This is a genomic window from Thalassospira permensis NBRC 106175 (assembly GCF_000714555.1).
Lineage (GTDB): Bacteria > Pseudomonadota > Alphaproteobacteria > Rhodospirillales > Thalassospiraceae > Thalassospira > Thalassospira xiamenensis.
On record NZ_AUNC01000072.1, the window covers coordinates 122,288 to 143,848 of the forward strand.

Consider the following 21,561-nt stretch of genomic DNA (forward strand, 5'->3'; position numbering starts at 1 on the left):
CCAAATTCCTTCAGAAAAAACAGCGAGACATAATAATGGGAACCGATACCGTCAGCCTTCACCACGAATTGAAAGAGAAAATCTCTCAGATAGTGACAGGCTTACGTAACCTGCGAGACGAAGGACAATTCAACGAGCCGAACCTTGATGGAACGGCAGGTGATTATGTCAGTTTCGATAGTTGGGAATGGCCACAGGGTGTCGGTCTGTACGGAATTGCACAACTCTGGCTCCAGACCGGAGACGCGGAAGCGCGGAGCATTCTGGAAAATTGGTACGAAAAACAGCTTTCCCGGGGCCTGCCGCCCCAGAATGTGAACACGACAGCCCCCATGCTGGCCCTGTCCATTCTGTGGCAGCAGACCCGGGATCCTCGATGGGAACCTGTTCTTGACGATTGGGCAAACCGCCTGATCGCAGAAGCCCCGCGCACCACGTCCGGCGGGTTCCAGCACGATGTTTCAGACAAGATCAATAACGGCGAACTGTGGGACGATACCCTGTTCATGCTCGCCCTGTTTCTGGCATCCTACGGTCAGGCTTCCGGCCGAAAAGACCTGATCGACGAAGCCAAATTCCAGTTTCTGGTCCACACCCACTATCTTTGCGAACCCGAAACCGGCCTGTGGTTTCATGGCTGGACCTTCGATGGAAATCACAATTTCGCCCGTGCGCGCTGGGCGCGCGGCAATTCATGGATTTCGGCAGGAATACTTGATCTGATTGATCTTGCCGATCTTGATGCCGCCACACGCCGCTATCTGCTGTGGGTTGTCAAGGCACAGCTATCAAGCCTGATCGACTATCAGACCACGAACGGCACATGGCACACACTGGTCGATGATCCGACCTCTTACGAGGAAATCTCGGCAACCTCTGCAATCGGTTATGCGCTGCTCAAAGGATATCGGCTGGGCCTTGGCCCCGAAAGCTGGAAAACGGCCGGTCAAAAGGCTCTGCATGCCGTGCTCGGCAACATCGACAGTAATGGCGTCGTGCAACAGGTTTCCTACGGTACCCGCATGGGCCATGACCTTGAATTCTACAAGAACATCCCCCTGCACCCCACCGGCTATGGCCAATCCATGGCGCTTCTGTGCCTCGTCGAAGCACTCAATCACATTGTCGAATAGAATTGCGCTTCAACTGAAGTTTCGAAAGCCCCTGTCCGCATTGCGGCAGGGGCTCTTTTATAAGTTTTCAGCGAATCCTATCTACCAAGACCGAACCAAAATCACGACAAGACAATGATCCGGCAAGGTCTGCTGTTCGCGTGTCCGGACTTTTGAGCATTTCGGAAATTGCCTTATCCAGCCTGTTTGCAGCCTGCTGCAAATCGCTGCGACCGGTTTCTGCGCCCTTCCAATCCAGAAGCAGAACGGTCGACAGCAAAAGCGATACGGGGTTGGCGATATTCTTGCCTGCAATATCGGGGGCTGAACCATGCGATGCCTGCGCAATCGCATTTTCATCCCCGACATTAAGCGACCCGGAAAGCCCAAGCCCACCGGCCAGCTCCGCCGCCTCATTCGAAAGGATGTCGCCAAACATGTTGGTCGTTACAATCACGTCAAACGCATCTGGCGTTCTGACCAGAAGTGATGCCATCGCATCAACATGTTCTTCGCGAACCGCAAGTCCGCCCTGCTCGGCTGCTGCTTTCTCTGCTTCGGATAAAAACAGACCGTCACTAAGCTTTAAAACATTGGCTTTGTGCACAATGGTCAGATGCCCGCGACGTTTGGCCGCAAGGCGCGCAGCAAATGCCGACACCCGATAACTTCCCTGGCGCGTCACCTTGCGCATCGCCAGCGCAAGATCAGGGGTTGGCATCACCTCGCCGGTGCCCGCATACATGGTGCGATCGGCATAAAAACCTTCTGTGTTCTCACGCACAATCACCAGATCCATATTCCGGGCCAAAGCAGGAAGACCTTCAAACACCTTCGAAGGCCTTACATTGGCATACAGATCAAGATTGATGCGCAATGCCGCAGAAGGATTGATCCCACCCTGATCTGCCGGAGGATAATGCGCGGTATCAACCGGTCCCAGAATGGCCAGATCAGCCTTGCGGGCACGCTCGATCAATTCCGGGGTAATGGTGGCACCGTGTTTTTCCAATGATGCAAATCCGACATCTTCGCTGGTAAATTTTAATCCCAGCGAAAACGAACGATCCAATGCCTCAAGCACATTGCGCGTGACAGCCGTAATTTCCGGTCCGATCCCGTCGCCCGGCAATAAAAGAACATCCACGACCCTAAACCTCCGTCAGAATATTTTCAGGAACAAGAACCCGACCTTCAAACAACCGGCGTGCGGTGCGGATCACCCCGCCGGAAATCACCGAAAGATTTGGCCCCGATCCTTCGATGGTAAGTTCCACCGCAATCATGCCACTTGGATGTTCAATCTGAATCCACTGTTGCGGCAAGGCCTTGAGACTGATCATACCATCAACGATGCTTCCTGAAAGTGATGCGCAACTGGCAACACAAATCGCCCCGGTCACCGCATGGGTCGCATGGCAATTATGCGGCACAAAATAGCGCGATGTAATATCGCCACCTTTTGTCGGCTCGGACAGAATGGCCATTTTCGGCACGACCTTGCCGGTACAATCGCCAAGCCCCATCAGTTCCGATGCTTTGCGGCGCACGGCTTCCATCCGCGCAATCAGTTCTGCATTGCCGTCAAGCTGCGCCTTGGTTTCGTTCCCCGTTATTCCAAGATCGCGGGCGCGAAACATCACCATCGGAACCGCCACATCAATACAGGTCACTTCAAGCCCGTCGATATAGTTGATCGGTTTCCCCGTTGGCAGGAGCCGACCGGTTTTGCTGCCCATGATATCCTTGAACCGCAATATCAGCGGGGACGCAGTCCCGGGCACGCCATCAATCGCCGCATCCCCGCTATAAGTCACCTTTCCGCCGGGTGTCGCGACCAGAACGTCAACCAATGCGCCAACATTTTTATTGTAAATGCGCACCAGCGTTTGATCCCCTGTAACCGGCACCAAACCGGCCTCAATCGCAAACGGGGCAACGGCTGCGGTCATGTTCCCGCAATTCGGATTAACGTCAACCTCTGCCCTGTCGATGGCGACCTGGGCAAACAGGAACTCGACATCTGCATCCGGTCGGCTGGACGGCGCAACAATGCATGATTTGCTGGTTAACGTATCGGCACCGCCAATTCCATCAATCTGACGTTTGTCTGGTGACCCCATCGCCGCAAGCAAAAGACGATCACGCGCGGCAACGTCTTCGGGCAAATCACTGGCCAGAAAGATCGGCCCTTTTGATGTCCCGCCGCGCATCATCACACAGGGAACGGCATGTTGGTCATTCACAATCACGGTATTTTTCATGTCGATCACCCCAGCGGCCAGGGAAGTTCAATCAGGTCCTGAAGCATCCCGGCCGGGAAATCGAGAACCAGTGACCACGCAAGAACACAAAGCCCGCCAATCGCAAGCCCGGTTAAAAGCAACGTCCGAAGCCACGATGCCTTTGCCTTGACCCGAAGGAAGGCCATGAAGAACCCGGTAATCGCAATCAGGAACCCAAACACGGCGGTTGCGGCAACCATTCCGGCAACCCAAAGAACGTAGTGCCAAAGACCTGCGGTCGGCTTCACGTCCTGATGTTCAAGGTCAAATTCATGATCAAAATTGGCCGCATGCGACGGTGGCGATACAATCAATTGCCATATCAAAATCGCCGAAACGACAAACATCACCACCGAAACCGCACCGGTAAAGACACTGCCAAGGAAGGAATGCTGCGTTGCATCCCAAATTCCGAACGCAAAGAACGCCAGAATCACCCCCGCAAACAGGATTTGCGGCCAGCGTTTCGGATTGTGGGAATGGCTGCTTTCTTCTTCTTCAACCGGATTTACCGGGTGTTTGCGCATCCCCATAAGAACGGAAATGACTGTCAGAGCCGCGATAATTACCACACCTGGACGGGTCAGGAATTCCCAGTTGTAGAATTGCAGGGCCTGATAAAGATAGGTTTCCGTGTTGGATGCGAGCACAAAACCAATCAGAAACGCCGGGCGAGGCCAGCCAAAGCGTTTCATCAGCACGCCAAGAACACCAAGCACCAACAAGGCGATCATATCGGAAAGGGAACGCGTCGCCTGAAACGCGGCAAAGCAGATCACCGTAATCATGAACGGCGCAAGGTAACCGTATTTGATTGTCGTCAGGCGCGAGACGAAAGGCGAAATCAGCAATGCACCACCAGCACCAACCACATTGGCAATCGCAAGCGACCAGATGATCGTGTAGGTGATATCAAGATCGCGCCCAACCATTGCAGGACCGGCTTCAAGACCAATCAGGACCATACCGCCAAGGAAAACGGCCATGCTGCCCGATCCGGGAATACCAAACAGCAAGGTGGGAACAAGCCCGCCGCCCTCCTTGGCATTGTTTGCGCTTTCCGGTGCCAGGACACCACGAATATCGCCCTTGCCGAATTGCGATTTGTCTTTTGCGGTCTGGACGACATGGCCATAGGCGATCCAGTCGACAACACTTCCGCCAAGCCCGGGCAGGGCCCCGACAATACTGCCAAGACCGGCACAACGCAGGCACAACCATTTGTGACGGATCATATCCCGAACGCCGTCGCGCCATCCCAGACCAAGGGTGCCCTTATCAGAAATAGATCGATTTTGCCGGCACAGGTCGATGATTTCAGGGAACGCAAACATGCCCAGCCCGACAATGACGAGTGGCAGACCATCCATCAGATAAACAGAGTCAAAGCTCATGCGCAGTTCGCCGGTGGCCGGAGCCGCACCAAGCGCCCCCAGCAGCAAGCCAAGGCCCGCAGCAATCACGCCTTTAGGCAGGCTTTTACCGGCAAGAACGCCGACCATCGACAGGCCAAGAACAGCGAGCATAAAGAGTTCGGCCGAACCAAATGCCAGGATCAGAGGCCGCGCGATCACGACAAAGCCGGTCAGGATAACAGCCCCCACCAGTCCCCCAACCAAGGATGCCGAAAATGCAGCCCCCAGCGCACGGGCACCATGGCCTTTTTTGGCCAAAGGAAAACCATCAAGAACTGTTGCTTGTGATGCACTTGATCCCGGTATCCCCATCAAGACAGATGTAAAGGTATCCGAGGTCGGGATAACAGCAACAAGACCGATCAACATGGCAAGTGCCGAAATCTGGTCCATGCCATAAATGAAAGGTAACAGAAGAGACAGCCCGACAATTCCGCCCAGACCGGGCAGAATGCCGACAATCATGCCCATTCCAACCCCCAGCAAAAGATACATCAGATGGGTTGGCTGCGCGAAATGAGACAGTGCCGTCATCATTGCATCAAGCATCAGGAAACTCCGTCAAAAGACAAAGTTCGCCCGTTCCCTTGAAACGACCAGACAGTCGCAGGGTGAAAAAAGCGGGGTGGACAAGGCCACCCCGATCAGGAAACGGGAGACTTCAGATTTTCAGTTAGAACTGAACCGAATATTTATCGGTCAGCCATTTTTGCACCCACTCACGGGCTTCTTCTGGAACGTTCACAGCCGTGCGGAAAATACGCTCTGCAGGCTCGCCAACGATCTGTTTGTATTCGCCAAGCGTTGCCTGTCGATCCGCGACAAAGCTCTCATCTTGGGTTGCGGCCTGTGCGGCATCACGATAGGCCTGCACGATTTCCTCAGGCGTATCTTTTGGCAGGAAGACCATTTTCTGAGCCGGGAAACCGGCAATGAAAAAGGCCTTGTAAGCATCCCAGGCGGGACCTGAAGGCTTTTCACCCTTCATCATTTCGTATGCTTCCGGGAAACTTGGCAGGTCGGGGAAGGAAGGATCGCGCACGATATTGCCGTCATCGTCGATCGCCCCCCACGAGAACAGCGGAACAGCGCTGCCGATATCAACAAGTGGTGTAACGTTGTTAATAAACGCCGACGAAGTCTGGTAATCGATATTGACTTCGCCACGCTCAAAGGCAAGACGACCGGCCCCGCGGCCTTTCATGCCAAACACGGCATCGACATCAAGTCCCAGCAGTTCAAACGCTAGCAACGGAACCAGATCAAGGGACGTCGCGCCCTGACTACCATAACGCAACTTGACGGTTTCAAGTGCTTTCATGTCAGCAGCCGACTTAAGACCCAGATCCGAATTCACATAAACAACACCACCCGTCGGCGAAGCCAAAACCACGCGCCAGTCACGCATTTCATATTGCACGCGTTTGTCGCGCAACAGATACGGAAACTGGGTTGAGCCGGAAGTTCCGATAGCGGTCAATCCATCAGGTTTGGCGCGGGCTTCAAACTGGTTCGCCCCCGAAGTCGAACCGCCGCCCGGAATGTTCTTGACGACAACGGTCGGGTTTCCCGGCAGAAAGACGCTGAAATACGGTGCCCAGAACCGGCCCCAGGTATCAGTCCCCCCACCTTCACCGAACGGAATAATCAGTTCGACACGATCCCCGGCAAAGTCGGCATCCTGTGCGGTTGCTGTACCGGCAAAGCCAAAAGCAATTGCCGCAGCCGCACATGCGGTTTTGAATGATTGATTAACGGTTTTTCCCCATGACATTGGGCTTTCCCTCCATAACGGTTGTTTTCTCTCGAACGGAAGGAAGAAGCGCGTGACGCACAGACATGCATCAAGTGTCGATTTCCTCCCATTCAGGCTTTCGGCTGTTATTGTTCTTCTGACCGGTCGTTGCCGGGAGTGCCGTTTGCCTATGACGCAAAATCTAAACGAAAAAGCTGTCAGTTTGCTGTCTAGGGTCAAATTTTTCATTTTAGAAGTCGTTTTCGGTGTTATTTAGGCATAATGCGTATCCTGATCGTAGAAGATAACCTTGTTCTGGCTGACAAAATCGCTGCTGCCCTGCGGCAGACCGATCATGCTGTCGATCTGGTTCATGATGGCGAAGATGCTCTTCGACTTGTTCTGCAAGAAACCTTCGACCTTCTGATTCTCGATTTGTCGCTTCCGGGACTGGACGGGATTGAAATTCTGAAAACCGTGCGCGCGCGCAAAATCAATTTGCCCGTCATGATCCTGACCGCACGCGGCAATCTGGATGAACGTGTCGCTGGTCTGGATGCCGGGGCAGACGATTATATGGTCAAACCGTTCGAGCTGTCGGAACTCGAAGCCCGGGCACGTGCCCTTTTGCGGCGCAATATCGGGCAGCGTAATCCCGCCATCACGGTTGGAAAACTGACATTCAATTCGGTCGACCGGTCCGTCACGATTGATGGACAGCCCGTTTCGCTAACACCGCGCGAACGTGGTGTGCTGGAAATCCTGCTGCTGAACGTAAGCCAGGTGATCAGCAAGGAAAAAATCGCCCTGCATCTGTTCGGTTTTGATGATGAGGCCAGCGTAAAATCCATCGAACTTTACATCAGTCGCCTGCGCAAAAAAATTGCATTAGGTGATGTCGAAGTCCGGACTATTCGCGGACTTGGCTATATGATTGACGAATGACCGAAAACGCTACCGCCATATCAACATCATTGCGCGCAAGGCTCCTGCGCTGGCTTTTGCTGCCTGGATTAATGCTGGCATTCGGGCTGCTGGCCAAAAACTATCTGACCGTTAGCGAAATGGCCAATCGTATTCAGGACCGGCTTCTGGTTGCACTGGCGGTAACGATTTCCGAACATGCAATCAATTCAAGGGGCGATTTGCTATCGCGTGATATCGAGCTGCTGCTCGAGCAATTCACCCGCGAAAACACATATTACCGCGTACAGGGTCCGGACGGGGCGTTTGTGACGGGGGATTCTGGTCTGCCGCGACTGCCCGCTGGCATTACTCTGGAACCGGGTGTCCCCCATTTCTATAACGCACACTATCGCAACGAGGACGTACGCGCGGTAACCATGAAATATCTGGTTTCCAATCCGTCGTCGAACATCTATGGCTGGGTCACCATTGATGTCAGCCAGACCCGTCGTGAACGCGACAATCTGATTTATGACGAACTTCTGGGATCGACCACTGATTTTCTGGTTCTGATGTTTCTCGGCGGCGTTTTCGCGTGGATCGGCGTTTCACGCGGACTTGCCCCCCTAAGACGCCTTCAACAGGCAATCCGCCGCAGATCAACTGATGATTTGCGGCCAATTCGCCATGCCATGCCCAAGGAGGTCACCGAGGTCGTCAGATCTCTAAATGCACTTTTGGCGCGTCTGGAAAGCTCAATAACCGCCAATCAGCGTTTCATCGCCGATGCATCACACCAGCTACGTACCCCGCTTGCGACAGTACAGGCCGAAGCCGAATGGGCTTTGCGCAATGCCAGCGACCAACAAGACCGTCAAGCTCTTGAACGTATCGTCAGTCAAACCCGTCAGACCGCCAGACTTGCCAACCAGCTTCTGAACCTCGCGCGGGTGTCACCGGAAGGCCGAAAGGCTGTCCGCTACGAGAAGACCGACCTCTTGGCCCTTGCCGCCTCGGTGACATCCGGGATGGTTCGTCATGCCATCCGCCACAATATTGATCTTGGCTTCGACGATCAAAGCGAGGGCATGAGCTGTGAAATTGAAACAGGAAACGAGGTTCTGCTTCAGGAAATGCTTTGCAACCTGATCGAGAATGCAATCGTCTATGGCAATCCCGGTACGATTGTGACGGTGCGCGTCATTGGTCGCGGCGTTGCAGTAGGTCCGGTTCTGGAGGTTGAAGACAACGGCCCCGGTATCCCGGAAAAAGACCGCGATACGGTTCTGGAACGGTTCGTGCGCCTTGATGAGCAAAACGGACAAGGATGTGGCCTTGGACTGGCTATTGTCAAAGAAGTTGCCAACGCACATCAGGCCGTTATGTCCCTTGAAGACGGCAAAGACGGTGTCGGCCTCAAGGTGCGGATTGCATTCCCGCGCTAACCGGTTTTATCTGTCTCGTTGCAGACAAAAGACCGGCACGTCGTGCGCCGGTCTTTTGTCTTTTGACGTTCAGGCCGCTTTCTTGTCCGAACAAACGCCGACCACCTGCTTGTGATCGTTCTTTTCGACCGCAAACACAATCAGCGCGATCAGGCGATAAAAACCATGCACAAACTTGCCATATGGCATGGACAGAAACAGCGTCATCACAACACCAAGATGGATGCTTAACATCACCCCGACATATTGCGTATCACGCACAAACATCAGGCAAAGTCCGGTCAGACTTGTCAAAAACAGCAGAACCAGAAAACTGACATCCATACCCTTGTTCGTTTTGCCTTTCGGGGCGGCATCTGCCCTGGCCTTCAGGATCAGCAGCCCCGCAGGCCCCACAATAAGACCAAAACCTCCCAGAATGCCAAACAGTTTGGGCAGGCTCAAATACCCGTAAGGTGCGGGAAGATCGAAGCCATAATGCAAGACCGTGGCCGACGATGTGGCAGCAAAGCACAGCATGAAGCCCCAGAATGTCATCTGATGGAACCACCGCCTTGCCATGGAAGGCGTTTCGCTTGGATACGAGCACCCCTGCCCGTTGCCACCATCCAGATATTTCAGCGAAAGAGCATCTTTGATCCCCTGCATGACGCGGGGATAATCAAGCCTGAAAGGACTTGGCAAATTCATTGTCCGCCAGAATTTGACTATCGAAACCAGCAGCGCAAGCAGCACAAATCCACCGACCGCACCAAACATTGCGGCCAGGACATCATGCGAAATCACGCCGTAAAATGCGTTGTCGTGCGCTGAAAAGAAATCATCCCCGGTTAGAATGGCCGTTCCGCCCAGAAAAAGCGTGATCACAACGATTGACAGAAAACTGACCCAAAGACCGTTATTGGCAAACAGCTTGCCCATAAAGCCCGGCCACGCATAAACGCCGTAGTTTTCCTGCCTGAGCTCCGCCATCGCGGCCGGAACGTTAAGCTGAAATTCGTGTGGCGGCGCATATTGGCAATTGTGATAACAGGCCCCGCAGTTATGGCAAAGGTTTGCAAGATAATCGAGCGTATCGGAATTGAATTCCAGCCGCAGTTCCATCGCTTGGAAAACGGCGCAATGTCCCTCGCAATAACGGCAGGCATTGCAGATCGACATCACGCGGGCGGCTTCGGTTGTTTTATCGGTGGAGCGCATAATCGGCAGCCTCCCTTCCTGCAATTCGTCCAAACACATTTCCAATCGTCATGCCAATCCCGGCAAGATATCCTTGGCCCAGAACGTTTCCGGCCATAATTTCACCCGCAGCAAAGATGTTCGGGCTTTCGGTCCCGTCGGCCATCTGCATCTGCGCCTTTTCGCTGACTTCCACCCCGAGATAGGTGAATGTAATGCCCGGCCGCAGGCAATAGGCGCTATAGGGCGGATGATCGAGTGTCCGCGCCCAGTTGGTCTTGTTCACCACAAGCCCGCTGGTATGAACCCCATCCAGTTCGGTATGATCAAATTTTCCCGGTTGAACCGCCGCGTTATAGTCGGCAACGGTTTTCTCAAGCGTCGCGGGATCCAGACCGATCTTTTGGGCCAATTCGCCAATCGTATCGGCGACCACGGCCGGGAAAACGGGGGGCATAAAGGCACCACGCGCCTTCTGGTCAATAATCACATGGGCCACCTGATCAGGTTGGTCCGCAACAAGACGGCCCCAGATCGCATATCGCTTTGGCCAGAAATCCTCGCCTTCATCATAAAATCGCTCGGCATTCCTGTTCACCACAATGCCAAGCGACACGCAGTCAACCCGCGTGCAGATTCCGCCGTCAAACTTTGGCGCGCGCCCGTCAATTGCCACCGCATGGCACTGATTGGGTTCCCCGATCTGCCGGGCTCCGGCATCAAGCAGCATGCGCAGCAAATCACCACGATTATAGGGCGTCCCCCGGATCAGGAAATTTTCGGCAATGTCGCCCCATGCCTCTTTCAGCCAATCGATATTCGCTTCAAATCCGCCGGCTGCCGCAACAAACGCATTTGCCGAAATGGTGTGATCACCCACCTGAAGGCTTTTAAATCTTCCTTCCGAAATCTCTACGGACGTGACCATCGCATCGTAATGAACTTCAACGCCAAGCTTATCGGCATGCCGATAAAGGGCGTTTAACAGTTGCTTGCCCCCGCCCATGAAGAACGCATTCGTTCGGCCCAAATGCAGCGTTCCGCCAAGTGGCGGCTGAAACTGCACACCGCGCGCCTCAAGCCAGGCAACGGCTTCTGTCGATTGGCGCAGGGTCATGCGGGCGAGTGTTTCGTTGGTTTTCCCCTTGGTCACCCGCATCAGGTCATCCCAGTATTCCGCCTCGTCATAAGTGCCGCTCAAAACCGACAAGGGGCCAATATGCATGGGTCGCAAATTGCGGGTATGGCGGGTATTCCCGCCGCGATGGGTTCTGGGTGCCCCTTCCAGCAGACAGACGCGCGCGCCTTTTTCCGCAGCAACAATCGCGGCAATCAGCCCCGCCTGCCCGCCGCCCGCGACAAGGACATCATAATGATCGGATTCAGTTTTCACGGCGTCTCCACCTCTTTTCGTATTTTAATGGATACTCTTGTATACAATTGTCTCCAACCTTGAGATTTCAGCATGCTTGTGTCAAGTTAAAAACCAGACAGAACAAAGCAGGTGCCTTCTCATGAGCCCAGATTCCGCCGATCACCAGCCCCGCGGGGAAGTTGCCTATCAAAAGCTTCTGGCAGCCATCCAGCATGGCGAACTCAAGCCGGGAACCCGAATCCGCGAGGTGGAAGTTGCTGAAAGGTTTGGAATCAGCCGCACCCCGGTGCGCGATGCCATTCGGCGTCTGGAAAGTGATGGGCTGCTGATCCACATGCCGCGACACGGGGCCGTCATCAAGGAACTCGATCATCGCGAAGTGATTGAGCTGTATGAAATTCGCGAAGTTTTGGAAGGAACAGCCGCCCGCTATGCCGCGCGCCACGCATCAGAGCTTGAAATCGCCGAACTGGAAGATCTCAATGAACTGATGCTGAAAAACGGGCAGGACCCGGTGAAAGTTGCAGAAGCAAACCGGCTGTTTCATCAGGCACTGTATAGAACAGCGAACAATCGCTATCTTATTGATGCACTTAATTCTTTATCGAATTCAATGGCGCTTCTGGGCGGTACGACGCTTCAATATGACGGCCGCCCCGAAAGTGCCTATCAGGAACATAAGAACATTATCGACAGCATCCGGTCCGGCAACGCCGATCAGGCCGATACCGATGCAAGACATCACATCCGAAGCGCTCAAAGGCTGAGGATCAAGCTATTGCGTGAATAAGAGGCGATCTGTTGAACGCTGTTGCAAGGTCACACCACGCGCAACAGATCCGCATAAACACCGTCAAGAGCGACCAGTTGGTCATGACGTCCCTGCTCTGCGATGCGTCCTGCTTTCATCACCACGATCTGGTCCGCATGGCGGATGGTGGACAGCCGGTGCGCGATGGTAATCGTTGTCCGGCCTTTCGACATGTGGTTCAACGCAGACGACATCGCGCGTTCCGTACGTGTATCAAGAGCACTGGTCGCCTCGTCCAGTAAAAGCACAGGCGGGTCGCGCAGGATGGTGCGAGCCAGAACCAAGCGCTGTTTCTCGCCACCGGAAAATCGGTATCCGTCTTCACCAACCAGCGTATCATAGCCCTCAGGCAGCGACGCGATATGGTCGTGAATCTGGGCAATCTTTGCAGCCGCAACCAGTTCGGCCTCGGTCGCGTCCGGTTTTGCGAAGCGCAGGTTCTCTGCCACAGAGGCATGGAACAGATAGGGCTCTTGCGGAACGACCCCCACCATTTCGGACAGCGATTGAAAACTGAGATCGCGCAGATCCACGCCATCAAACCGGATGACACCACTATCCACATCGTAAAGCCGCGCCAGCAAGTATCCCAGTGTCGTCTTGCCCGAACCCGTCGGGCCGACTATCGCGACATTGCTGCCTGCGGGAATCATGAGGCTTATGTCATGCACAGCAGTCGGGCCATCCTCATGGTAGGCAAAACTGACATGCTCCAGCTCTACCTGACCGCGCATGTCCGAACGGTGAATTGTAACGGGTGCCGGTTTTTCGGTGATCTCAACCGGCATGTCCAGATACTCGAAAACCCGGGCAAACAATGCACGTGTTTTTCGTGTATCGCGACCAATTTCCAACAATTGCTCGAAAGGCCACAATAGCTGTTCCTGTAACGCGATCATCGCAACCAGCGTACCGATGGTGGCAGGATTGTCTGTCTGCATCAGCAGCCCCCCCGCCAGCAACGTCATCGCCGGCAGGACGGCCAGCGCAAAGCTGATCAGGGACCACTGCCATTCACCGGCGGTATGAGACTTCACCTCAAGTTTCGCCAGGTCTCCCGATATCCGGGTGAACCGTTTTACAAGATGTGGCCCCCTACCCATCGTGCGGGCAAGGATGACACCCGAGGCCGAAAGCGTTTCCTGCACCGCCACGGACATGTCGGCGGCGCGCGCCTGCTGCTGGTAAGTCAACGCCTCGCGCATACGGGCAACGCGGTTACTGATCAGGATCGTTCCCGGCACCACGAACAGAACAAAAAGAGCCAAACGCCAGTCAAGGATCACGATGGCAATGGCCGTCATGACAACCGCACTGAGCGAACGACCAAGTTCGTTGGCAGTTTCCGTTACCAACGATTGCAGTCCATCGATATCACTGGCGATGCGCGACTGAACCTCGCCCACACGCGTTCCGGTAAAGAACCGCAACGAAAGGCTTTGGAGATGGGTGTAAAGCCGCACCCGCAAGGCATGCAGAACCGCCTGTCCGATACGTGACATGAGGATCACCTGATAGGCACCGACCGCCGCCGAAAGCAGGGCGACGATGACCATACCTCCCACCAGCCCGACAAGCAGTCTGATATCATTGGCGGGCAAAGCTTCGTCAATGATCGCCCGCAACAGGAACGGTCCCGCCAGACCGACCGCTGAGGACATGATCATAAGCAATATGACCGCTGCGATCCGTTTCCGGTAAGGAATGAACAGCGACAATATACGCCGCATGGAAACATGCCGCGCCGCAAGGTCGGTATAGTCGTCGGAATAAGGAAGATGTTTGGACATTGGTACAATCAGACGAGAGGTAACACTTGGCACGGCAGCCGGATTTCGACGGCAAGACCAGGATGATCAGAAGGGAATATCGACGCATCTCCTCCATGCGCCCGGGCAATCGCCCTGACAATTGGCAAGCCCAGGCCGGAACCACCACCGCTACGCCCCCGTGAGTCGTCCGCACGCCAGAACCGCTCGAAGGCACGCGTGCGGCTTTCTTCAGGAAGGCCCGGTCCTGTATCCGTGCAACGGAAAAAGACATACTGTCCTGCCACACCGGTCTCGACATGCACCGTACTTTGCGGCGCGTAACGACAGCAATTTTCCAGAACCGCCACGAAAGCCTGCCTCAATCGCGCGCGGTCAGCACTGACGACGGCGCTGGACAACTGGCGCATTACCGTGATCCCGGCCTTGCTGAAATGATCCTCAAGCGATAGGAGCGCCGCCTCGGCCTCCACCGCCAGATCAAGACGTGAATATTGCAGATCGAGCTGCCCTGCATTGCTCAGCGCCAGTGTCCGCAACTCCTCGACGATGGCCGACAGATCATCCACATGGTTAATCAGGCGACCATACAGTTCCGGACTGGGGGCGAAGGCACCATCCAGCAACCCCTGGAGCCGCCCACGCAGAATGGTCAAAGGCGTTCGCAATTCATGTGCAATGGCCGAGTTAGAATATTTCAACTCGGCCTCGGCGCGTTGCAGTCGCCCTGCCATCTGATTGAAATCGTCAACCAGATCGCTCGCCTCGCCAAAATTGCCCCGGCTCAATGAGGCGCGCGCCGAAAAATCCCCATTCGCCACCTTGCGCGCAGCCGCGGCAACAGATTTCAAAGGATCCACAATCCGTCGTGCAAGAACCCACCCCAACAAAGAGGCGGTTAATATGCCGATCCCCAGAAGAAGGCCCAACGTTACGATATCACCGGTGCGCAGGATGTCGTCGTCGGTGAAATCCGGATAAAGCCATTCATAAATGAAGAAGAAATACGCCGTTAACCCGAAATAAACGACGGTGAAAGCAAGCAATGTAAGCGAAATCATCGCACGAACGATGCGGGAATTCAGATTTCTAGCCATGGGTGTTGTCCAGTCGATAACCGACACCACGGACACCGACGAGCATGCCATCCGCCCCGGCAGCAGCCAGTTTGCGCCGCAGATTGCTGACATGGCTGTCCACTGTCCGATCCAGCGCCTCACCCTCCGGCAGGCACGCATCGACCAGTTCCGAGCGCTCGAACACTCTGCCAATCCTCAAGGCCATATAAGCCAGAATGCGAAATTCGGTTCTGGTAAGGCCGAGCACAACCGGTCCCGCCGCGCTTTCGACCTCCACCCGATAGGCCTGTGGATCAATGGTCAATGGTCCGACGCGCAACATTTGCCCGTCATCACGGGCAATGGTTCGCCGCAAGACCGCCTTAACACGCGCCACAACCTCAAGCGGGTTGAACGGTTTAACGACATAATCGTCTGCACCAATACGTAGCGCCTGCAACTTGTCGAGATCCTCGGCAAGCGCCGTTACCATGATGACGGGCGTGTCACCACGTCGACGGATCGCCGCCAGCACTTCATAACCGTCCTGCCCCGGCAGCTTGATATCCAGCACCACAAGGTCGGGCCGCAAGCGCTGATGATGGGCAAGCCCGACCGTTCCATCACCAGCCGTAACTACCCGGAATCCTTCGCGTGACAGGTAAGTCCCGATGATTTCCGCAATCTCGGGCTCGTCCTCAATGATGAGAATCAAGGCATTGTTCATGGACATGTTTTCGATCTTTGGCTTTTCACCCAAAAGGATTCATTTGATTGAGGCGCATCTCACCCCAGGTTATTCACAACCGATTGAAAGTACCATCATGCATCTGCCAGCAATGCCGGCATCGGAGTTCCGGGATAACACTCAACGATTACTCCTCCCGCGTCGAGGGCAGGTTAAGATTTTGTCGAGGTTTTGTGGAGATGTTCGGCAACAGGAACTCCAGTGTAACGGGCTCAAGAGGCGGTCCGATAATTTATCTGTATCAAAGAGCGCACTTCATCATTGTGCTGCCGCAACCTCTTCATCAGCGATTGCAGTACTTCCGCCAAGCGCGCGGTAAAGCATTGATTCATTGACAAACTGTGCGAGCCGCACATCGGCAAGAACCACTTCGGCAGAACGACGGCGTTCCTGCGCATCAAGCCAGATGCGCAGGGTGGTCGCACCGGCCCGATAACGTGTCTCGGTCAGTTTCTCGACTTCCAGCGCGGCCATATAGGCATTATCAAGTCGGCGTGACTGCTCGCCATAGCTGGCACGCGCACCAAGCGCATTGGCCACATCGGCAAACGCGTTCAGCAAAGTTTTGCGAAATGCGGTGACGGCCTCTTCATAATGGGTCTCTGAAACCGCAATCGTCAAACTCATATCCTTCAGGTTAAGGAATGAGAGGACAGCACCTGCTCCCAGGGTTGCGACCGGGTTGGAGACGAAGGAAATCAGCTGATCGCTGCTGGTCCCCAACCCACCGGTAAGCGAGATCCCCGGATAGAAGCTGGTCCGCGTCGCGTCCACACTCTTTAACGTCCCCCGCAACCGCGCTTCTGCTGCACGAAGATCAGGACGGCGGGCAAGCAGATCGGCGGGCAACCCTGCTGCAAGCTCCGGAAACTTCTTTCGCGGCAGGCTCTGCGGTTCTGGAACCGGGTTTGGCGCACCGTTCAAAAGGACCGTAAGCACATTGCGCAGAACAAGGCGGGCCTGCTGCAACTCCGCTACTCGCGCCGCCTGAGTCTCGACAGCTTGTTCACTTTCTCTAAGTTCCAGATCGGAAACATCCCCGACTTCTGCCTGCTTCCGCACGAGATCCTGAATTTGCTCTACATAATCAAGGCTGTTTATAGCCGATGCAACCGACTCATTGGCATGGGCGATACGGAAATAGGTTTCGATCGTCATGCCGATGACTGCCAGGCGCGCCGCTTCGTAATCCTCGGCAGTTGCCTCCGCCTCGAAGCTTGTGCTGTCGCGCTGTGCCGCCAGTTTTCCCCACAAGTCGACTTCATAGGAAACACCGATTGTTGCAGACGAAGATGCTGCCGAAGTCGTACTTCCTTCAAGAGGCCGGCTCTTCGAAGTGTTAAGAGCCCCGCTCAACTTCGGGAACAGGGCATTTGCCGCAAGGTCCGCTTGCAGGCGCGCTCTGCGCGCACGAACGGTCGCAGCGAAAATGTCGTTGTTGCGACTGACCACTTCGCTGATCAGGGTGGTAAGTCCGGAATCTCCGAATGCAATCCACCACTGATCTGCACTCGCATTCGCCGTATCTGCGGCACCCGAAGCAGACCATGTCGGTCCCTCCGGCAGATCAGGGCGCAGATAGTCTGTCGACGGGCTGGAGCAACCGGCAAGGACAACAAACAGGCAAGGAACAATCAATCTGACAAAAACCATGACTACTCTCTGGAAAGCGCAACGACCGGATCAAGCCGCGAGGCATTGCGTGCAGGCAGAAAACCGAAAACAAGGCCGATGAGAAGTGCGACCAGACAGGCGGAAAGGATGGCATCGATCGAAATGATCATCGGGAATGAACTGCCCTGCCCCCCAAACGCAGCAGCCGCGCCAAGCGCCACTCCGACGCCAAGCAGAGATCCGGCAATGCAAATCGTGACAGCTTCAATCAGAAACTGAAGCATGATGTCGATACGCCGTGCGCCGACCGCCATGCGCAGGCCGATCTCGCGGGTACGCTCGGTGACGGAAACCAGCATGATGTTCATAACGCCGATCCCACCAACGATCAGCGAAATGACCGCGACCGAAGAAATCAGCAGCGTCATCGTCCGCGACGTCTTCTCCATGATCCGGCGCAACTGGTCACTGTTGAAGACAAAAAAGTCCTGTATACCGTGACGGCGTGTCATCAGACCGACAATCGCGCGTTCGGCAACAATCGTGTCAACATTGTCAGATATGCGAACGGTCAGCCCGGCAAGGCTCGTTGCCGCCCCAAGCAGCCTGCCGGCCACGGCAGTATAGGGAAGGTATATTTGCAGGGTTTTGCCCGACATGCCGGAACGCTGGGCCACCGTGCCGATGATGACCACCGGCACGCGATCGATCATGATGATCTTGCCAAGCGGAGATTCACTACCCGGAAAAAGCGTAGTTGCGGCTCTGTCGTCTATCACGGCCTCCTGACGACGCTCGGCGATACTGTCAGCCGTGAAGCCGTTGCCCTGCACGATCTTGAGGCCGTTTACCCGAAAATAATCCTCACCGACACCGTCAACGTTGGCCGACATGGAAGTGCTGCCGAACCGAATGCGCGCACTCGTCGACACCAGTGGCGTAACGCTGTCGATATAGTTTTGCGCAGACAAAGCCTCGGCGTCAGATACAACCAGCGTCCTGATGCTGTCGGCGCGCTCGTCGTCCCAACCCTGCCCGGGATAAATGGAAAGTGTACTGGCACCAAGTTCGCTGATCTCGGCAAGGACCCGCTGGCGTGTCCCTTCGCCCAGACCGACGACGGAAACCACGGCAGCAATGCCAATGATGATCCCCAGCATGGTCAGGAATGTGCGGACCCGATGAGCCGCCATCGAGCGCAACGCCATGGGAAAAGCTTCTGCAAACCGTCGATGGAAACCTGCCAGCACGCCAACAGACCCGGAACGTGCAAAGGAAGGTAAGGGAGCACCAACCAGAGGTTCGCGGCATCGCTGGTCAGACAGAATCAGACCGTCACGGACTTCGATGATGCGATCAGCGTGGGCCGCGACCTCCATATCGTGGGTGACGATAATGACCGTATGGCCGTCCCGATGAAGCTCCTTGAGAATCTCAAGCACGGTTTCACCACTTCTGCTGTCAAGCGCTCCGGTCGGCTCGTCGGCAAGGATGATACGCCCACCATTCATAAGCGCGCGAGCAATCGACACCCGCTGCTGCTGACCGCCGGAAAGCTGACCTGGACGGTGATCGACGCGCTCGCCAAGGCCGAGACGCTCCAGAAGTGACCGGGCCCGCTCGCGCCGGGAGGCGGTATCAAGGCCTGCATAAACGGCTGGCATCGCGACATTGTCAGTCGAGTTGAGCGTGCCGAGCAAATGATAGCGTTGGAAGATGAAGCCGAAATGCTCCCTTCGCAACGCTGCCAGTTCGTCTGCGCTCAAACCGGCAACACTGCGACCGCCGACACGGTAATCGCCCGCAGTCGGCTGATCAAGGCAGCCAAGAATATTCATGAGCGTCGACTTGCCCGATCCGCTTGCGCCCACAATCGCGACAAGTTCACCACTGTCGATATGAAGATTGATCCCCGCAAGCGCGGAAATCGTCTCTTCGCCCGTCTGAAACAGGCGTGTGACGTTCTCTATTTCCAGTAAAGCGCTCACATCATCTCCATAGCGTTAGAGTCCGATGCCTGACCATCAGCCGGAATGACAACCTCCTCGCCGACCTGCAGGCCATCGATCACTTGCGCCTTGATCCGGTCAGTCAGTCCTATTGTGACAAGGCGCTCCGAAATTTCGCCAGAAGAGGAGCGGACACTAAGGCGATAGCGACCGTTCTGATCGCGCTCGGTCAACGCTGACCATGGCACCAGCGGCACGTCCTCTGCCTGCCCCACCACAATGGTCACCAGAGTAGTCATCATGGGTCGCAGTCGGCCATCAGGATTGGGCGTTGTGAATATTCCGTTGAAATAAACAGCCTGTGTTGCCTGCCCTGCGGTTGTGGAGGCCGTCGTTGATTCTGTCGCGATTGATGTCGGGGCGGGCGCAATCTGCTCCAATCTGCCGACCGTCGGAAGATGGGTTTCGCCCATGATCGTGAAACGCACGATCTGGCCGGGTTTTACGCGGGTAATATCGGCTTCTGATATTCTTACCTTAACCTGCATGACGTTGAGCTCGGCCAGCACAATGATCGTCGGCACGGCCAGATTGGAGTTCAGTGTTTGGCCAGCCTTGGTAACGACCGCAACCACAACCCCATCCATCGGCGCGGTAACCTTCGTGTAGCCAAGGTTGGCTTTCGCGTTCTCGACCTCCACTGTGGCTTGGGCAATCTGCGCGTCCAACGCCTCTATATCCGCCGTCAGGACTTTGAACGCCGCCTCCGCCGTCTCAAGCTCGGCGACTGACGCCGCACGCTGACGGGCCATGCTCTTCTGTCTGTCATAGGCTTGCTCAGCCCGCCTGAGTTCAAAACCACGCGCCTTGCGCTGCGCCTTCACATTGGCAAGTGCCGCCTCTGCGATGCGAAGAGCATATGCCTGTGCCGTCGGGTCAATCTCGGCGATCAGATCCCCGGCCTTGATTTTCTGACCCAGTTCAACATGCAAGGTTTTCAACTGACCAGAAACCTGCGCACCGACACTGACGATCCGGGCAGGTTCGAGTTCACCATTGGCAAGAACCGTTTCCTCGATTGTGCCGAGCGAAACAAACTCGGTAAGCACGGATGCCTGCGGCTCTTCCTCAAGAACACCGCTGGCCGACGCCATTGCCACCAGCGCCACCGCAATTACGCCTGCGATGATCAGAGTTCGACCAATGCTATTTGACAGTTTCATTGTTGTTTTTACCAACCGACATTTATTGACCAGAAAAGAAGATCGTCGCTCAATCGGGTTCACTCTCGCCCCGAGACGACTGATCTCGATAACCCCGCCATATCAGCCAGATGGTTAGCCGTGGGCGGGTCGTTTGCGAGTTTTGAAAAAATCCCCGTGAACATGATTGCTTTCTTCAAGCACCATCTCACGCCGCAATGAAAGTTGGGTGCAGGTTATGTGGAGATCGCGTGGACGCGCGCGTCTCCTCGCCCAGCTGCCCCGTAATCCAGGACCCAAATGACAAAACCCCGCCAATAGGCAGGGTTTTGTCATTTGGATGCGACGGCAGGCATCCTATTGCTATCTAGCTAGTGATCTGATGCCTCTGATTTAGTTAGAGAATACGTCTCCAACTGACATCCAGTCCCCCGCTCCATACCGATGAAGCCCGGACGCACCTCGGGCGCAAGGCCCCCACCTGTCCACCAACGACGGGTCTTGGCCCGCGGCTGCCATTGCTGCCACTCCCGGCAGTTTCACCTTATCCCTTCCCCAAAAAACGCACCTCTCCCGTCATGACAAATGATCGGGTTAGCCCTCTTAGTTCTCTTGCTCCTCCGGCAGAATGCCGCCGTAAAGGCTCCGCCATCCGCCGCCCTGTCCATATCCGTGTCTATGTCTTTGCCACTGCATCCTGATCACCTCTTTCATCCGGCCCCAAACGCAAAAACCCGCGAGGCACAAGGCCTCGCGGGTTTCGGTCCGGGTGCTTTTTTCCCGTTGACTTGTCTCTTATGCCACAAATAAAAGAACAAATCAAGAACTTTTTTTTTAAAACACATACATATGTTAAATCGGGTTTCGAAGCAGCAAAAGTGGCACGACAAGCAACGCTGAACAGGCAGCAAGATCACCTAAATCGGATGTACTGTATTTGCCTTCTTCATGCAGGATA

At 55.2% G+C, this 21,561-nt stretch carries 16 protein-coding genes; 4 read left to right on the forward strand and 12 right to left on the reverse strand.

Features of this window, described 5'->3' with window-relative positions:
- The first annotated feature begins 35 nt into the window (after window positions 1–35).
- Window positions 36–1,133 carry a beta-galactosidase BglB gene (bglB, locus tag SMB34_RS20465; protein ID WP_051682454.1) on the forward strand — a complete coding sequence of 366 codons (1,098 nt, stop codon included), beginning with the start codon at window positions 36–38 and terminating at the stop codon, window positions 1,131–1,133.
- Window positions 1,134–1,200: 67 nt separating this feature from the next.
- Here the strand turns inward: bglB and SMB34_RS20470 are convergent, their stop codons facing one another.
- From SMB34_RS20470 to SMB34_RS20485, 4 genes are all read right to left on the reverse strand, one after another.
- Window positions 1,201–2,259: an isocitrate/isopropylmalate dehydrogenase family protein gene (locus tag SMB34_RS20470; RefSeq protein ID WP_037992791.1), complete on the reverse strand. Its 1,059-nt coding sequence runs from the start codon at window positions 2,257–2,259 to the stop codon at window positions 1,201–1,203.
- A gap of 4 nt (window positions 2,260–2,263) precedes the next feature.
- Entirely contained in the window at window positions 2,264–3,376 is a 1,113-nt protein-coding gene (locus SMB34_RS20475; RefSeq protein WP_051682459.1) for a 4-oxalomesaconate tautomerase, read from the reverse strand.
- A gap of 5 nt (window positions 3,377–3,381) precedes the next feature.
- Window positions 3,382–5,361 carry a tripartite tricarboxylate transporter permease gene (locus SMB34_RS20480; RefSeq protein WP_037992792.1) on the reverse strand — a complete coding sequence of 660 codons (1,980 nt, stop codon included), beginning with the start codon at window positions 5,359–5,361 and terminating at the stop codon, window positions 3,382–3,384.
- A gap of 124 nt (window positions 5,362–5,485) precedes the next feature.
- Window positions 5,486–6,586, reverse strand: a complete 1,101-nt coding sequence (locus SMB34_RS20485; RefSeq protein ID WP_037992793.1) for a Bug family tripartite tricarboxylate transporter substrate binding protein — start codon at window positions 6,584–6,586, stop codon at window positions 5,486–5,488.
- A gap of 243 nt (window positions 6,587–6,829) precedes the next feature.
- Here SMB34_RS20485 and SMB34_RS20490 point away from each other — a divergent pair, with 243 nt between their 5' ends.
- Together SMB34_RS20490 and SMB34_RS20495 are read left to right on the forward strand one after the other, a co-directional pair.
- A complete protein-coding gene (locus SMB34_RS20490) occupies window positions 6,830–7,492 on the forward strand; it encodes a response regulator transcription factor (protein ID WP_037992794.1) in 663 nt (220 codons plus the stop codon).
- The gene (locus SMB34_RS20495; RefSeq protein ID WP_051682455.1) at window positions 7,489–8,898 is read left to right on the forward strand and encodes a sensor histidine kinase; all 1,410 of its coding nucleotides are present in this window, start codon (window positions 7,489–7,491) and stop codon (window positions 8,896–8,898) included. Before SMB34_RS20490 ends, SMB34_RS20495 begins: the two co-directional genes overlap by 4 nt.
- 69 nt (window positions 8,899–8,967) lie before the next feature.
- Here SMB34_RS20495 and tcuB read toward each other — a convergent pair whose 3' ends face one another.
- Together tcuB and tcuA are read right to left on the reverse strand one after the other, a co-directional pair.
- Window positions 8,968–10,098: a tricarballylate utilization 4Fe-4S protein TcuB gene (gene tcuB, locus SMB34_RS20500; protein WP_205618078.1), complete on the reverse strand. Its 1,131-nt coding sequence runs from the start codon at window positions 10,096–10,098 to the stop codon at window positions 8,968–8,970.
- Window positions 10,082–11,470, reverse strand: coding sequence for an FAD-dependent tricarballylate dehydrogenase TcuA (tcuA, locus tag SMB34_RS20505; RefSeq protein WP_037992796.1), 1,389 nt, complete (start codon window positions 11,468–11,470; stop codon window positions 10,082–10,084). The genes tcuB and tcuA overlap by 17 nt, the downstream gene beginning before the upstream one ends.
- Before the next feature lie 121 nt (window positions 11,471–11,591).
- Between tcuA and SMB34_RS20510 the strand changes: the two genes are divergently transcribed.
- The gene (locus SMB34_RS20510; protein WP_037992798.1) at window positions 11,592–12,242 is read left to right on the forward strand and encodes a GntR family transcriptional regulator; all 651 of its coding nucleotides are present in this window, start codon (window positions 11,592–11,594) and stop codon (window positions 12,240–12,242) included.
- A 29-nt stretch (window positions 12,243–12,271) separates the two neighbouring features.
- On the opposite strand, the gene SMB34_RS20515 is transcribed toward SMB34_RS20510, so the two are convergent.
- The 6 genes from SMB34_RS20515 to SMB34_RS20540 all read right to left on the reverse strand — a co-directional run bounded on the left by SMB34_RS20515 (window position 12,272) and on the right by SMB34_RS20540 (window position 20,624).
- Window positions 12,272–14,053, reverse strand: coding sequence for an ABC transporter ATP-binding protein (locus tag SMB34_RS20515; protein WP_037992800.1), 1,782 nt, complete (start codon window positions 14,051–14,053; stop codon window positions 12,272–12,274).
- A gap of 8 nt (window positions 14,054–14,061) precedes the next feature.
- Complete coding sequence (locus tag SMB34_RS20520; RefSeq protein ID WP_205618079.1) at window positions 14,062–15,222, reverse strand: ATP-binding protein; 1,161 nt, start codon at window positions 15,220–15,222, stop codon at window positions 14,062–14,064.
- The gene (locus SMB34_RS20525) at window positions 15,122–15,817 is read right to left on the reverse strand and encodes a response regulator (protein ID WP_037992853.1); all 696 of its coding nucleotides are present in this window, start codon (window positions 15,815–15,817) and stop codon (window positions 15,122–15,124) included. Before SMB34_RS20525 ends, SMB34_RS20520 begins: the two co-directional genes overlap by 101 nt.
- A 279-nt stretch (window positions 15,818–16,096) precedes the next feature.
- Complete coding sequence (locus tag SMB34_RS20530; RefSeq protein WP_051682457.1) at window positions 16,097–17,491, reverse strand: efflux transporter outer membrane subunit; 1,395 nt, start codon at window positions 17,489–17,491, stop codon at window positions 16,097–16,099.
- A 2-nt stretch (window positions 17,492–17,493) separates the two neighbouring features.
- A complete protein-coding gene (locus SMB34_RS20535) occupies window positions 17,494–19,440 on the reverse strand; it encodes a MacB family efflux pump subunit (RefSeq protein ID WP_037992803.1) in 1,947 nt (648 codons plus the stop codon).
- Window positions 19,437–20,624, reverse strand: a complete 1,188-nt coding sequence (locus SMB34_RS20540; RefSeq protein WP_037992806.1) for an efflux RND transporter periplasmic adaptor subunit — start codon at window positions 20,622–20,624, stop codon at window positions 19,437–19,439. Before SMB34_RS20540 ends, SMB34_RS20535 begins: the two co-directional genes overlap by 4 nt.
- Between the last annotated feature and the right edge of the window lie 937 nt (window positions 20,625–21,561).